This window comes from Peijinzhouia sedimentorum (genome assembly GCF_049340005.1).
Classification (GTDB): Bacteria; Bacteroidota; Bacteroidia; order Cytophagales; family Cyclobacteriaceae; genus CAXBDP01.
Genome location: NZ_JBMPIY010000002.1, coordinates 505950 through 519028 on the forward strand (window position 1 = coordinate 505950; position 13079 = coordinate 519028).

General features: G+C 36.8%; 16 protein-coding genes. 7 read left to right on the top strand and 9 right to left on the bottom strand.

Annotation, left to right across the window (positions count from 1 at the left end):
* Positions 1–41 precede the first annotated feature (41 nt).
* A complete protein-coding gene (locus ACOXY8_RS05465) occupies positions 42–1004 on the top strand; it encodes a sodium-dependent bicarbonate transport family permease (protein WP_458330538.1) in 963 nt (320 codons plus the stop codon).
* 384 nt (positions 1005–1388) lie between these two features.
* Entirely contained in the window at positions 1389–1529 is a 141-nt protein-coding gene (locus tag ACOXY8_RS05470) for a hypothetical protein (RefSeq protein WP_458330539.1), read from the top strand.
* 1 nt (position 1530) lies between these two features.
* Here the strand turns inward: ACOXY8_RS05470 and ACOXY8_RS05475 are convergent, their stop codons facing one another.
* The 3 genes from ACOXY8_RS05475 to ACOXY8_RS05485 form a co-directional block, all read right to left on the bottom strand.
* Positions 1531–2376, bottom strand: coding sequence for a hypothetical protein (locus tag ACOXY8_RS05475; protein WP_458330540.1), 846 nt, complete (start codon positions 2374–2376; stop codon positions 1531–1533).
* Between the two features lie 62 nt (positions 2377–2438).
* Positions 2439–3491, bottom strand: coding sequence for a S41 family peptidase (locus ACOXY8_RS05480; RefSeq protein WP_458330541.1), 1053 nt, complete (start codon positions 3489–3491; stop codon positions 2439–2441).
* Positions 3484–4341: a hypothetical protein gene (locus ACOXY8_RS05485; RefSeq protein ID WP_458330542.1), complete on the bottom strand. Its 858-nt coding sequence runs from the start codon at positions 4339–4341 to the stop codon at positions 3484–3486. Before ACOXY8_RS05485 ends, ACOXY8_RS05480 begins: the two co-directional genes overlap by 8 nt.
* Before the next feature lie 234 nt (positions 4342–4575).
* On the opposite strand from ACOXY8_RS05485, the gene ACOXY8_RS05490 reads away from it, so the two are divergent.
* Together ACOXY8_RS05490 and ACOXY8_RS05495 are read left to right on the top strand one after the other, a co-directional pair.
* Complete coding sequence (locus ACOXY8_RS05490; RefSeq protein WP_458330543.1) at positions 4576–5352, top strand: response regulator; 777 nt, start codon at positions 4576–4578, stop codon at positions 5350–5352.
* Between the two features lie 3 nt (positions 5353–5355).
* Positions 5356–6102 carry a sulfite exporter TauE/SafE family protein gene (locus tag ACOXY8_RS05495; protein WP_458330544.1) on the top strand — a complete coding sequence of 249 codons (747 nt, stop codon included), beginning with the start codon at positions 5356–5358 and terminating at the stop codon, positions 6100–6102.
* Between the two features lie 14 nt (positions 6103–6116).
* On the opposite strand, the gene ACOXY8_RS05500 is transcribed toward ACOXY8_RS05495, so the two are convergent.
* The 5 genes from ACOXY8_RS05500 to ACOXY8_RS05520 are packed head-to-tail and all read right to left on the bottom strand — an operon-like array spanning position 6117 to position 9861.
* Entirely contained in the window at positions 6117–6581 is a 465-nt protein-coding gene (locus tag ACOXY8_RS05500; RefSeq protein ID WP_458330545.1) for a nuclear transport factor 2 family protein, read from the bottom strand.
* A gap of 27 nt (positions 6582–6608) precedes the next feature.
* Positions 6609–7298, bottom strand: coding sequence for a head GIN domain-containing protein (locus tag ACOXY8_RS05505; protein ID WP_458330546.1), 690 nt, complete (start codon positions 7296–7298; stop codon positions 6609–6611).
* A 36-nt stretch (positions 7299–7334) separates the two neighbouring features.
* Positions 7335–8312 (bottom strand): MlaD family protein, encoded by a 978-nt coding sequence (locus ACOXY8_RS05510; RefSeq protein WP_458330547.1) that lies wholly within the window; start codon positions 8310–8312, stop codon positions 7335–7337.
* Positions 8313–8317: 5 nt separating this feature from the next.
* The gene (locus ACOXY8_RS05515) at positions 8318–9079 is read right to left on the bottom strand and encodes an ABC transporter ATP-binding protein (protein WP_458330548.1); all 762 of its coding nucleotides are present in this window, start codon (positions 9077–9079) and stop codon (positions 8318–8320) included.
* Between the two features lie 2 nt (positions 9080–9081).
* The gene (locus ACOXY8_RS05520) at positions 9082–9861 is read right to left on the bottom strand and encodes an MlaE family ABC transporter permease (RefSeq protein ID WP_458330549.1); all 780 of its coding nucleotides are present in this window, start codon (positions 9859–9861) and stop codon (positions 9082–9084) included.
* Between the two features lie 176 nt (positions 9862–10037).
* Here ACOXY8_RS05520 and ACOXY8_RS05525 point away from each other — a divergent pair, with 176 nt between their 5' ends.
* The gene (locus tag ACOXY8_RS05525; RefSeq protein ID WP_458330550.1) at positions 10038–10937 is read left to right on the top strand and encodes a mechanosensitive ion channel family protein; all 900 of its coding nucleotides are present in this window, start codon (positions 10038–10040) and stop codon (positions 10935–10937) included.
* Complete coding sequence (locus tag ACOXY8_RS05530) at positions 10927–11253, top strand: MGMT family protein (protein WP_458330551.1); 327 nt, start codon at positions 10927–10929, stop codon at positions 11251–11253. The genes ACOXY8_RS05525 and ACOXY8_RS05530 overlap by 11 nt, the downstream gene beginning before the upstream one ends.
* Before the next feature lie 24 nt (positions 11254–11277).
* On the opposite strand, the gene ACOXY8_RS05535 is transcribed toward ACOXY8_RS05530, so the two are convergent.
* Positions 11278–12726: a sodium:solute symporter gene (locus ACOXY8_RS05535; protein ID WP_458330552.1), complete on the bottom strand. Its 1449-nt coding sequence runs from the start codon at positions 12724–12726 to the stop codon at positions 11278–11280.
* A gap of 62 nt (positions 12727–12788) precedes the next feature.
* Between ACOXY8_RS05535 and ACOXY8_RS05540 the strand changes: the two genes are divergently transcribed.
* Entirely contained in the window at positions 12789–13070 is a 282-nt protein-coding gene (locus tag ACOXY8_RS05540; protein ID WP_458330553.1) for an ATP-dependent Clp protease adaptor ClpS, read from the top strand.
* Positions 13071–13079 lie beyond the last annotated feature (9 nt).

The following is a 13079-nucleotide window of genomic DNA, read 5'->3' on the forward strand; positions in this document are numbered from 1 at the left end:
ATCACTTTTCAAATAGACTTCTTTACCCTCTACAAAAATAAATGAATTTCAACTTACTTATCGAAAACCTAACCAATCCGGCTTTACTGTTTTTTGTGTTAGGTATTATTGCAGTTTATTTGAAAAGTGATTTAGAAATTCCACCAAACTCCTCAAAATTTATTTCGCTTTACCTACTTTTTGCAATTGGTTTTAGGGGAGGTCAAGAATTATCACATGAAACCATCACCAGCGAAATCGGCTGGTCTATGTTGTTTGGTATTGCAATCGCAGCCTTAATTCCATTATACACTTTTTTTATACTTAAGATCAAACTGAATGTGTATGATGCTGCTGCTGTTGCTGCCGCTTATGGCTCAGTTAGCGCAGTTACTTTTGTTACGGCAGTATCCTTTTTGGAATCACAACAAATGGTAGCACATGGGCATATGGTTGCAATTATGGCTTTAATGGAGTCTCCGGCAATCATTATTGGTCTAGTGCTTCTCACAGTTTTCAATAAGGACAAGGTGAATAGCATTAACAAACGATCTGTTCTCAAACACTCATTTACCAATGGAAGCGTATTACTCATAATGGGTAGTTTAGTCATTGGGTACTTTGCCGATGCCAAACAAGCAGAGGGTATAGAGCCTTTTACCAATGATCTATTCAAAGGTTTCCTTGCCATTTTCCTTTTGGATATGGGTATAACTAGTGGCAAAAAGTTGAAAGCCTTCTTTTCTTTTGGCTGGTTTCCGCTTCTATTCGCTATTATCTTACCGTTAGTAAATGGTAGTGTCATTGCAATATTAAGTTCTGCAATAACCTCAGATGTCAGCAATAGATTTATGTTTGCTATCCTAGCCGCTAGCGCATCCTACATTGCCGTGCCAGCCGCAATGAAAATATCAGTACCAAAAGCGAACCCAGGGCTATTTTTGCCTATGGCTTTAGCCGTTACCTTCCCTATCAACATTACTATTGGAATGCCTATTTACTTCCTGCTAGCTCAAGGTTTTTAGACTCTTCTTTAGGCAAAGATTAATCTTCTTAAACAAATCAGTGGTTCAGAAAGAAAAATCTCTATTTATTAGCTCAAAGAATTGCTGTTGGTTTATTAATTTGTAATAGCTATTGCTTTCCCATTACCCTTATAATCAAAAGGTAATATATCATTTAGGAGTAATTCAAAATTACTAGTTGTGGCCAAAAGCCCTAAAAGGACAAATACAATGAAGCGGAAAATAGGTGATATTTTCATCCAAATTATTCCTGTAATGATCGGCGTTTATCTCGGGTTTGTAGTTTCAAACTGGGCTGACACCAGAAAATGAAATAACCAGCTTTACACATTACAAAATGACTATAACGATTATGGAAATATGATGCTTTCTAGTTTACTAAACATGGATTTGAATAATATACCTGAAAGTATGCGAAAAGTAGCCCAGTTTCTAGGCATCACCATGACCGATGTGGTAATCAAGGAACAAGATCTATTGGATGACTACAATTTGATTAAATCCGTATTAGAGGTGGAAAAATAAATCACCTCAAATTCAAAGAATCTCGCCAAACGGTATCTGCTGGTGAGTTGCGTTTCCAATAATCCAGCATCAAATTACCTTTGCGAATAGCTCGGGTATATCCTTGATCGCGGGAGGATGATTTTTCCTCCCAAGCCAGAATTTCGAAAGGAAATTCCGCATCAAAATAGATCATTAACTCTCGGCCAATTTCGGGATAATTGATACTGTATTTCTTCGTTAGGCGATCCACATTCATAAATTCAATTTTTGAATCTACTAACTCTGCATTGGCGTTATAGGCTTTCAATTCGGCATGGGACATTCGTTGGGATAAGGCCCCTGGCACAGCCATAAATTCTCCTTCTGGCAATAAATTAGGATTTAATCGAATAAGATTCCATAACTCATCTTCTAACACGCCAGAAACAGTAGATGTAAAATTTGCTTCTGATTCGAAATAAGAATGAAGGGTCGCTTCGAACCCAATATCCTCCCGCTCTAGCAATGTAAAGGATTGTCCACACCATTCCTGCGACGAAGCAGTGATTTTAAGACTTTGCTCATCATTATAAATAGGTGTGAAAGTAGAGGACATCATATGATAAGGATAAATTCCTGTAAGAAAATCGCGGGTGGAATTTAGCTTCATCACCTTTACCTGACCTTCATCCTCAGCATCAATTTTATCTACTTTCACCTTTTTGCTACGAGAAAAATCTTCAGTCACAAAAATGAGCACTGCCTCTCCTTGCACTGATTCACCATATCGATATTGAGTAAGCTCATAAGAATTAAGCTCGGCTTTTCCCTGATACCAATAGGTTCCAAATCTATCAAAATCCACATTTCGCAGCTCTATCCTCAAGTTCTCTGACTTTGAACAAGACACTAATAAACAAGTGATTATAGATATGTAAAATGCTAATTTCAATTGGATCTGTTGCGCAAATTATTGATTGAATATTCAAGAATTGTATCTCTGCCTATCAAAATAAAGCCAGAGCTAATTTGGACGAAAATATCAGGATTGAAGCCATTTTCAATTACATATCCATCAGGCATAGTAATAAGTGATGCACTGTAAGAGAATGTCCAGCCATTTGGTAATTCATAAACAGCAGGTATGCCTCCACCTCCTCCAGACGTTCTTCCAATTAAGTCAACATGATCGTAATTATGCATAATCGCTACAAACAAATTAGCCGCACTGAAAGTGATGCCACTTGTGAGAATAATTACGGGACCATCAAATCCAATTGGCTTAGGAGCCACATTAAAAATCTCCGTCGCTGAAAAATCACTCCTACCGGATCCAATTTTCACTTTAGAATGGATTACCTCTCGTCTTTCAGTAACAAGCCTTTCTGCAAGTTTGAAAGCATTATCAGGATTGCCGCCAGAATTGTTTCGTAAATCTATTATCAAACCCTTTTTATCCTTGAACTTTTCAAAAACCTCATCGAGCCCTTTATCAGTAAGATTACTTGTGAAACTTTCGTAGAAAATGTAGCCAATATCTTCAAAGTCACGATATATCATTCCATCTACAGTTTCACTTTTATTGCTTAGATAGTAGGCGAATAAAGCTGATTTGTTGAACACAGTTTGATCTACATTTGGCAAAAAAACATATTCTCTTCTGTCACTATCTCCTCTTAAGTAAATGTGCCCATCTTCTAAAGTAGAGAGCATTTCGAAGCAGACATCAAACAATTCATTATTGCTCATACTACTATTGACTAAGGGACGGTAAATCTGATATACACTATCCCAGTCAATGTTTTTGACTTCAAAAAGAGCATATCGGTCATTCATCGTATTCCAAAGTATTTCGAAATTTGAAACGGGATCATTAGGCACAGTTTCATCAAAAAGCACCATTTCACAGGCAGAAAAACATAATATATAAAAACAAAATATTGTTAATATCAACTTTCTTGTTAACCGCTCAAAAATCATCACAAGATTCATTTTATTCATTCCCAACCTTTTTTAGTCTAGTTCCAAATAATTTGACATAACCAATACCTATCAAATGATTAGCACTTTGCATCTCATTTGGCTTAGTATAATCAATAAACTCCCAATTATAATTTAATTGAATTTCATCAAGGTTTTTCAATTTGTATTTCAATGATAATGCAGACTGAATCATTAACAAATTATTAAAGGAGGTAAAACCATGTTCTTCAAAACGACTTTTAAATTCATCATTATCTTGACCTAAATAATTAGACAAATTGGTAATAGAAGGCCTTAGAACTGCCGCAAAAGCAGGCACTTGAAGTCGTACACCAAATGACAATGGCAGACCTAAGAGTCTGAGACTTCTTTCTGCTTTTACAGATGGCCCAACAAAACTTATACTTTCATATAATCTAGCACTGTTTGCCAATTTATTATGAATTCGATATCTAAGCATTGTTCCAATTTGCAACCCCGCAAAAATTCTCCATCTGTCTTGATCTCTATTTGGTAATTTCCTCAAATAAGAATAATACACTTCGAAGCCATCTTGATTTACACGGCTGACTTTTCCATCTCTCCTACCTTTAGCATTTATCACGCCCTTTGCAACACTTATCTGCAACGTTGAAATCGAATTTGGTTTTATTCTTTCCAAACTCATTTGTAAACCAGGTATAACTCCATTGTATTGAACAGGACTCATTCCTGAGTCTTGAATTTTAAAAATTGATACATTACCTCCTGCAGTTAAAGTTGTTATAGCTTTTTGTTGAGCACTCAATGATGAGTTCAAACTTGTACAAATAATAATTGAAATCGCAATTAGAATTTTTTGCATTGTAAGGGGTAATATATTTTTCATGATTTATTTGACCCAAAATAAAGTTCACCTTAAATGACACATTCAATCTAGTTGAAAATTATCAATCATAAATTTAAGTATAAACAACAATATCAGCTTTTTTGATTTGAAAAATGAGGAGAATTACCATTAACCACAATTTGAAGAAAACAATTGACCAATAATATTAGAAAAACTATATCTTGCAGACCAACCCCAAAAGAAGTTTTAAATCAAATAAACAATCAATTGAGCTTGACTAGCAATTTAACTTTTTCATTGAATGTACTATTAGTAGAGGACAACGAAGTCAATCAACTGGTAGCTTCTAAATATCTACAAAAATGGGGAATCTACCCAGATTTGGCTGATAATGGAAGAATCGCCTTAGAAAAAGCTCAAGCGAATACATACGACATTATTTTAATGGATTTGCAAATGCCTGAAATGGATGGTTATGAAGCCACCAAATCTATTAGGCAAATAAATTCTCATTATGCTGAAATACCAATTATTGCACTTACAGCAGCTTCTTACGGCGAAATTAAAGAGAAAGTAGCAAATGCTGGAATGAATGAATTCATTACCAAGCCTTTCAGTCCCACTGAGCTAATGGATATTATTTCCAAATATTCTGAAGGTAAAGAAGTGCTAAATGAAGAGTCTCAGTTTAATAAGATTATATTACCAAAGGATAAAATTAAAGAAAAAATTACGCAGCTTACTCAAGGCGATACTTTCTTTATGGAAGAGCTCACTAAGCTCTATATCAGCTCACTGCATGAATTAAGAATCTTATATAACCAGTATTTAAGGGAACATAATTTAACTCGATTGCGCGAAATTAGACATAAGCATAAAGCAAATATCGACATGCTAGATTTACCAGAGTTAGCTGACAAATTAGAGGATGGGAAATTATTATTAGAAGGCCCATCATTTGATGAAGCACAAATTGAGCAGCTTGCAGATTACGTTGAAAAATACTGCACTCTATTAATTGAAAGGCTAGAAGAAATACAAAGCAAGTAAATCATGCAGCTTTGGGAAATTCTTTTGGTGCTCGTAGTTGGCTTTGCTTCAGGCTTCCTCAATACCATTGCCGGAGGAGGATCGCTCCTTAGTTTACCTCTACTTATATTTCTTGGCTTGCCTCCTACAGTCGCAAATGCCACCAACAGAGTTGCCGTATTCATACAAAATATTTTTAGTGTTGCCGGATTTCAAAGTAAAGGCGTTTCTGCTTACCCTTATAGCATATGGCTGGGTATTTCATCGTTTTTTGGAGGGTTATTGGGAGCAATGTTCGCCGTGAATATTGATGGAGAAGTATTCAACCGAATTCTCGCCGTAATTATGGTGGCAGTAATTCTATTAACCGTTTTCAGCAGTAAGTCAGTAAAAACTCAAGTGGAAAAACTAGATTTCAAACATCAGGCTTATGGAGTTATTGTCTTCTTCTTTATTGGAATCTATGGAGGTTTTATTCAAGCAGGAGTTGGCTTTTTAATGATTCCAGCGCTTACTATGATCAATGGATTTAGCTTGGTAAAAACGAACAGCGCTAAGGTTTTCGTAGCCTTATTTTTTACATTATCCTCATTGGTTGTATTTATTTATGAAGATCAGGTAAACTGGATTTGGGGGTTGATATTGGCGGGAGGAAGCGCAGGTGGTGGCTGGGTGGCCTCAAGATGGTCGGTGAACAAAGGCGATGTTTGGATCAAGAGATTCCTAGTGGTAACCGTATTCACATTGGCCATTAAGCTTTGGTTCTTCTAATTTAATCCCAGCTATTATTTACAGCCAGTTCTATTTCTTGTATCTATTATTTGGATGATTTTCCAATTACCATTATCCTTGAAAAGCGTGAAATTATTTACTCCACAGTGGCTAAATGTATCTCCTCTATAAAACTCATAATTCGTCCAAGCCATTGCCATTGGGCCATCTACCTTGATATCCCAACCCGTAATTCGTTCGTCCAAAGTTCCCTCTTCCGCTTTTGAAATTGCATCTGCAAATCCGCTTACAATAGACTCTGCCAATCGGGTATTTCCTTGCTCATCAACCATCGCAGTGAGCATTTTGGCTGATTCATGAAAACAACTGCTAAGCGACTCAGCATCTGAAGCTCGCATGGCATCGAATAGTTTTTCAATTAGCTCCTTTACTTGATCAGCATCTGATGATTGTGCTTGAGAAACATTAGTAACAAGAATAATGAGCGTTGCTAGAATTATAGACTTTAGGATTTTCATGGCTTCAGCGTTTAATCTCTCAATTTACTAATAAGCACGATTAATTGTACCACCCAATTGAGTTTCTACTGATAAACTTGAAGGCGAACCTTTATAATTCACTTGCGCTCCTGTGCTAGACCTACCGCTTAGGCCATCTTTTACATTTACATTTACAGATGCACCTGTATTAGCTCTTACTTCAGCTTCATTTGCCATAAGGCTAAAGGCTTCGATTAAACCGCCTGTACCAGCATTTATCATGGCCAAATCGGCGGAACCACTTAAGGAAATTCTACCTGCAGCCATTGTCTCTAACGATAATCGACGAGCTTCTACATGAAGATTTACAATTCCTCCCGCATTTGCCGTAATGCTCAATCTGTCCACTTCAAAATTTTCCTTGCTAGTAATTTCGCCCGCAGCCATTGCCTGAATCAAAGTCAAGTCTTGATAATATACCTTACATTTCACTTGCACACCAGGATATACCCCAATACGCATTCTTACTCTTAACCTCCCGCTAGACAAATCTGTGACTACCTTATCGGTACTTACTCCTTCCGTTTCAATTTCTATTCTGGGATTATCAGATTTTATAAGTTCGACCTCAATGCCATCATTTACTCTTATTTCGAAAAAATCTGCAAGAGGTCTACTTTCTGTGTTTTGCGCAAACAACAAAGTACTTGAAAAAAGCACTAGACAAAATGTGAAAATGGCTTTCATGGTTTTCATTTTTTAAAAGACGAAAGGCAAACGCACTATTTCAAATTAATTGTTCTCCTTATCTGCTTCTTTCTCTTGTCTTCTGAAATAGCCTCGGAATAGAAAATTCGATTGCAATGCCTTCATGTTCTCATCAAGTTTAACAGAACTTGACTCCAAATATTGCATCATAGACCTTAAAGACTCTGCAAATTCAGGGTCGTTGGTAAGTAAGTCTAAGGCATTATTTCCTTGGTTGAGTTTTTCTGTAAGCAATTTCACATCTGCTGTAATTGCATCAGCTTGATTAGCAGTTTTTTCCAAATTGGCCAACGTAGCTTTCAAGCTTACTACCATTGATTCATCTTCAAACAAGGCATGTACTAAACCGTCCTCTGAATTAAGCTTGGTAGTTAACTTTTGCAATTCGTTTGTTACAACCAAGCTACTTCTACGCACTTCGTCTAAGCCCTCTACTGTCTGATTAAGGTTGGTATATAAGGTCGTATCTTTAAATAGTTTACCCAAAGTTCCTTCTCCCTTATTCAAGCCTTCTAGTAAAACGCCCAATTGCTCGGTGATACCAACAAGATTTTCATTGTTTTTTTGCAAAGTGGCCATCATGTCCTCTGTATCTACACTTTGAATTGCAGTAAGAAAATCTCCTTCTTCCACACCAGGACTAGATGAGGATCCTCCAGTAATTACAACTATAGTATTACCAATTAGACCGTCAGATCCAATTTTCGCATTTGCATCTTTTTTAATAAAATCTTTCAAGCGCTCTTCCACTGCCATTTCTACGCTCACTTGGTTTTCGGCAATTATAGTCACCTTTTTAACAGTACCGACTTTTACTCCAGAAAACTGAACGTTATTACCTCCCATCAATCCACCAGCATCGTTGAATTCTGCATGAATTGTAATTGTGGACACGAAAAGCTTACTTTTATTACCAATACTGAACACACCAATGGTGATGAAAATAATCGCTACAGTAACGAATATGCCCAGTTTAACTCTATTTTTATTTTCGTTTGCCATATAATTTAAGCGTTGTAATCGAAGAATGGTTTTATTCTAGGGTCTGTGGTTTTGGAAACTTCTTCAAATGAACCTTCCGCCTGAAACAGACCATCCATTAGTACTTTTACTCTATTTCCTGTGTCTTTTGCACAAGTGATATCATGAGTAATAATTATGGATGAGGTTTGGAATCGCTCCTGCACCTCTAATATCAGGTCATTAATTTCCTTTGCCGTAATAGGATCTAAGCCTGCAGTAGGCTCATCATAAAGCATAATTTCTGGTTGCAAAATTAGTGTTCGTGCTACACCCACCCGCTTTCTCATGCCACCAGAAAGCTCCGAAGGCATTTGATCGATGGCTGGTAGCATACCTACATCTTCCAATGATTTCTCCACCAGTTTGCCCATTTCTTTGCGTGATTTTCGCAATCCATTTCGTACAAGTGGAAATTCTAAATTTTCACGTACTGTCATTGAATCGTAAAGCGCACTATTCTGAAAATTGAATCCAACTTTCAATCGTAATTGATCCAACTCATTGGTATTAAGCTGAGTTACTTCTTTACCTAATACATTTATACTACCGCTATCTGCTTGCAACAAACCTACAATACACTTGATCAACACAGATTTACCTTGTCCTGATCTACCCAACACCACAAGGTTTTCACCTTTCATTAGGCTCAAGTTTACATCCCTAAGTATTACTAAGTCTCCAAAAGCCTTCTTTAGACCTTTGATCTCAATTACTGTTTCTTTAGTATCTTTTGCTGCTGGAGTCATTATCAACGGAAAAGATTAGTGATTTGAAGAGCAAATAGCTCCAATATGAATATCAAAAACATGGAGACTACAACAGATGTATTGGCAGCCTTACCCACTCCTTCGGTGCCTTTAGTAGAATTGTAGCCTTTATACGAGGCTACTAAACCAATACACATCCCAAAAAATAAAGACTTAATAAATGAGGACACTACATCCAAAAAACTAACTGCCTCAAATACTTGATTAAAGTATAACTGTATCGAAGTGAGCTCTGTCCCACTTACAGACAAATAACCGCCAAATAAAGCGACTGTATCTGCATAGGCAACCAATACTGGCAGCATCAATGTCATAGCAGTAACTCTCGTAACCACTAAATATCTAAATGGCTTAGAACCACTCACTTCCATTGCGTCTATTTGCTCAGTTACTTTCATCGAGCTAAGCTCTGCTCCTATTTGAGAACCTACCTTACCTGCGCAAATAATGGCTGTAATCAGCGGCCCTAATGCTCTTACGATTGCAATAGAAATCAAAGCCGGCAACCAACTAGCTGCACCGAATTCTTCAAGTGATGGTCTCGATTGTCTTGTAAAAACCAAGCCTACAATTAGTGAAGTAACGCTAATGAGCGGGAGGGCTTTGTAGCCAACCTCATAGCATTGTCTTACCGTTTCGCGTAGTTCGAACGGCCCAGTGAAAACTTCCCTAAAGTAGCGACCAATAAAGCGCGTGATAAGGCCAACTTCTACTAATAATTTTTCAGTTTTTCTTATAAGTGCGGATTGGGTATTTGCCATTTGCTCTATTATTGTTCAGTATATTTACCGGACTGAACGCTGGAGTTAAATTAGACTGCAAAAGTAAGTCCATTTTGCTTTTAATGATAACGATTAACAGCAATTATAATGTAAAGGGTTCATAGCTATAACAAAGAACCAATTTCGTACAGAATTCAAAATCAATTAATACTCTTATGAAGAGCAAAAGTGACCTTTTTAACAAAAAAGAGCTTAGAAGAAGAGGCTTTTTTATACTGAAATTAATTATCCTTTTTAGCTTACTTTATTTTAGAAATAGCTATTCAAATCAATTGCGAGAATGGAATATTCCATCAAGTCTTATCGATGGCTTGCTATTTTATCTTTCTGGTGCATTGCTTATCTCCATTGGGCGTATTGTATTGGTTTATTTCTATCTGAAACGCAAAAACAGAAATTCAGAATTTAAAGACACTTTTCTACTTGGCATCAATAGAATTGCTTCTTTCCTAACCAATTTCATTTTAATACTGGCATTATTGATTACATCTGGGGTGGATGTAGAGAAATTTTTCACCTCCATCACTATTGTAGCAGCAGCAATTGCAATCCTTTCGAAAGATTACATTAACAATATGATCAATGGACTTATCATGATGTTTGGTGATCAGCTTGCTTTAAACGATTACATTAAAATAGGTGAATACAATGGGAAAATCATCGATATCAATTTCCTCAATATCGTATTGGAAAATATCGATGGAGACAAAATATTGATCCCCAATAGTGCAATCATCACAGGACAATTAATAAGTTATTCAGAATTGAGCCTTCGAAAAGTCACTTTCGGATTTGAGCTTCCAAGTAATCATTCCATTACGGATGAGGCTCTTAACGCTGCCATTTTGGAAGGCATCTCTGAACACAATTCTTTACTGGTAGAAAATTCAGATAACCTTTTAATAAAAGAAATAAAAAAGGAAGGTATAGCTTATGAGTTTTCGGTGGAGCTAAGTCAGAAAAATGATCAGGCTAAGGGAAAAATATTGAGAAAGATTAAAGAGGTGATCCAAACGGTGATAAAAAATTCTGAACAGATAGAGAATGAAAGGTAAAGAGTTTTATCAAGCTGTTTTAGATGTAGCCAAGCTCATCCCGAGCGGGAGGATAACCACCTACGGAGCAATAGCAGCATATCTCGGTGCCAAAAGTTCATCTCGCATGGTGGGTTGGGCATTAAATAAAAACCCACATCCCGATGTGCCAGCCCAACGAGTAGTGAATAGAATTGGTCTACTTACTGGCAAGCATTTTTTCCAAACACCCACTGCAATGCAAGCATTACTAGAAGCTGAAGGTGTGAAAGTAGAAAACGACCAAGTAGTAGATTTCGAAAAGCATTTTTGGGATCCAGCCATTGAGCTGTTGTAATTGGGTCAGATTATTCCAATCCTATCAACCTCCCGCTTTTTTTGATATAAATAGCAAGCCTATAAATGTGAGCAAGCCATTGAGGATTAAAATCTCAAACCCAAATTGATAGCCATTTAGCCATTCTACAGAATTAAGATTGATAATAAAGCTCATAATAGGCGAGATTATACAAACCAATGGCACCCATTTATCTTTAATATTTCTCTTCATCATCAAGCCAAATGAATACAAACCCAATAGTGGCCCATATGTGTACCCGGCAGCTTTGAATATCGAATTGATTACACTTTCGTCATTCATTATTTCGAAGAGGATTATCACAGCAAAAATGACAATAGTAAAACCAACATGTACTTTCATCCTTGTTTTCTGACCTGCATTTTCATTCTCTTTTCCATCCAATCCCAGAATATCTACACAAAAACTAGTTGTAAGTGCAGTCATAGCTGAATCAGCACTAGAATATGCTGCAGCAGTAATTCCCAACAAAAAGAGAATACCTATTGCCGTAGGAAAATAATCTAATGCCAACATTGGATACAGATTGTCCGTGCGAAGGGGGATATCAATTCCTTTGGCAAATGCATATTGATATAGCAATACACCCAATACTAGGAAAAATAAGTTGACAATAATTAGTGTGAGACTAAACCAGAAGATGTTTTTCTGAGCATCTTTCAGATTGCGGCAGGTCAAGTTTTTTTGCATCATATCTTGATCCAATCCTGTCATCACAATAGCTATAAAAGCACCAGAGGTGAATTGCTTGAAAAAACTCTTGCCATCCTTCCAATCCCAAAAGAAGATTTGAGAATATTCACTTTCTCTTACGGAGGAAATCATTTCTGTAAAACTGAAATCAAGCTCATTGGAAATTAAGCGAATACTTGCCAGAACGGCCAAAAGCATAAAAGTGGTCTGCAATGTATCCGTCCACACAATGGTTTTGATGCCACCACGAAAGGTGTAAAGCCAAATAAGAATTACCGTAACCAAAACCGAAACCCAAAACGGAACTTCCCAAGCATTGAAAACAGCTAATTGCAATACGCTTGCTACTAAAAACAATCGAAAAGAAGAACCAACAACTCTACTTAAAATAAAAAAGAAAGCACCTGTTTTATATGCCCAGAAACCAAATCGCTGCTCCAAATACCCATAAATTGTGAGCGTGTTCATTCTGTAATACAGCGGCATCAATACAGTCGCTATTACAAAATAGCCTACCATGTAGCCCAACACTACTTGAAAATATGAAAAGGCTGTAGCACCAACTTCGCCGGGCACTGAGATAAAAGTAACTCCTGAAAGTGATGCTCCAATCATCCCATATGCCACCAAATACCAAGGACTTTGGCGATTGGCAGTAAAAAAGGTTAAATTTGTAGCACCTTTACCAGTGAAATAAGATATCAGGAGTAATACTCCAAAATAGGCTGCAAGTATAGATAATGTAACGAGTGGATTCATTTGCGAATTAGAAAGCGGCCAAATTGTTCATTTTTCTTTAATTTTGCCAATAAATAGTTCATATGATAATCGAATTAACCAAATATCAGGAAGAAGTAGTCACCGAAACCCTTGAACTGGTTGATGACAAAGAGCTAGTTGTATTTAATGATGAAGTAAATACCTTCGATCATGTAATCGACACACTCATTAAAGTATGCAAACATAGCAAGCATCAGGCAGAACAATGCACGCTAATTATCCATTATAAAGGTAAGTGCTCAGTAAAAAAAGGCACAGAAGAAGAATTAGTGCCAATGAAAGAAGCAATACTTGACGCTGGCATTAACGCAGCAGTACTTTAATCCAAACAT

Coding starts and splice junctions, on each gene's coding strand:
- ACOXY8_RS05465 (WP_458330538.1), top strand. CDS start 42: ATGAATTTCAACTTACTTATCGAAAACCTAACCAATCCGGCTTTACTG.
- ACOXY8_RS05470 (WP_458330539.1), top strand. CDS start 1,389: ATGGATTTGAATAATATACCTGAAAGTATGCGAAAAGTAGCCCAGTTT.
- ACOXY8_RS05480 (WP_458330541.1), bottom strand. CDS start 3,491: ATGAATAAAATGAATCTTGTGATGATTTTTGAGCGGTTAACAAGAAAG.
- ACOXY8_RS05485 (WP_458330542.1), bottom strand. CDS start 4,341: ATGAAAAATATATTACCCCTTACAATGCAAAAAATTCTAATTGCGATT.
- ACOXY8_RS05495 (WP_458330544.1), top strand. CDS start 5,356: ATGCAGCTTTGGGAAATTCTTTTGGTGCTCGTAGTTGGCTTTGCTTCA.
- ACOXY8_RS05500 (WP_458330545.1), bottom strand. CDS start 6,581: ATGAAAATCCTAAAGTCTATAATTCTAGCAACGCTCATTATTCTTGTT.
- ACOXY8_RS05505 (WP_458330546.1), bottom strand. CDS start 7,298: ATGAAAACCATGAAAGCCATTTTCACATTTTGTCTAGTGCTTTTTTCA.
- ACOXY8_RS05510 (WP_458330547.1), bottom strand. CDS start 8,312: ATGGCAAACGAAAATAAAAATAGAGTTAAACTGGGCATATTCGTTACT.
- ACOXY8_RS05515 (WP_458330548.1), bottom strand. CDS start 9,079: ATGACTCCAGCAGCAAAAGATACTAAAGAAACAGTAATTGAGATCAAA.
- ACOXY8_RS05520 (WP_458330549.1), bottom strand. CDS start 9,861: ATGGCAAATACCCAATCCGCACTTATAAGAAAAACTGAAAAATTATTA.
- ACOXY8_RS05525 (WP_458330550.1), top strand. CDS start 10,038: ATGAAGAGCAAAAGTGACCTTTTTAACAAAAAAGAGCTTAGAAGAAGA.
- ACOXY8_RS05530 (WP_458330551.1), top strand. CDS start 10,927: ATGAAAGGTAAAGAGTTTTATCAAGCTGTTTTAGATGTAGCCAAGCTC.
- ACOXY8_RS05535 (WP_458330552.1), bottom strand. CDS start 12,726: ATGAATCCACTCGTTACATTATCTATACTTGCAGCCTATTTTGGAGTA.
- ACOXY8_RS05540 (WP_458330553.1), top strand. CDS start 12,789: ATGATAATCGAATTAACCAAATATCAGGAAGAAGTAGTCACCGAAACC.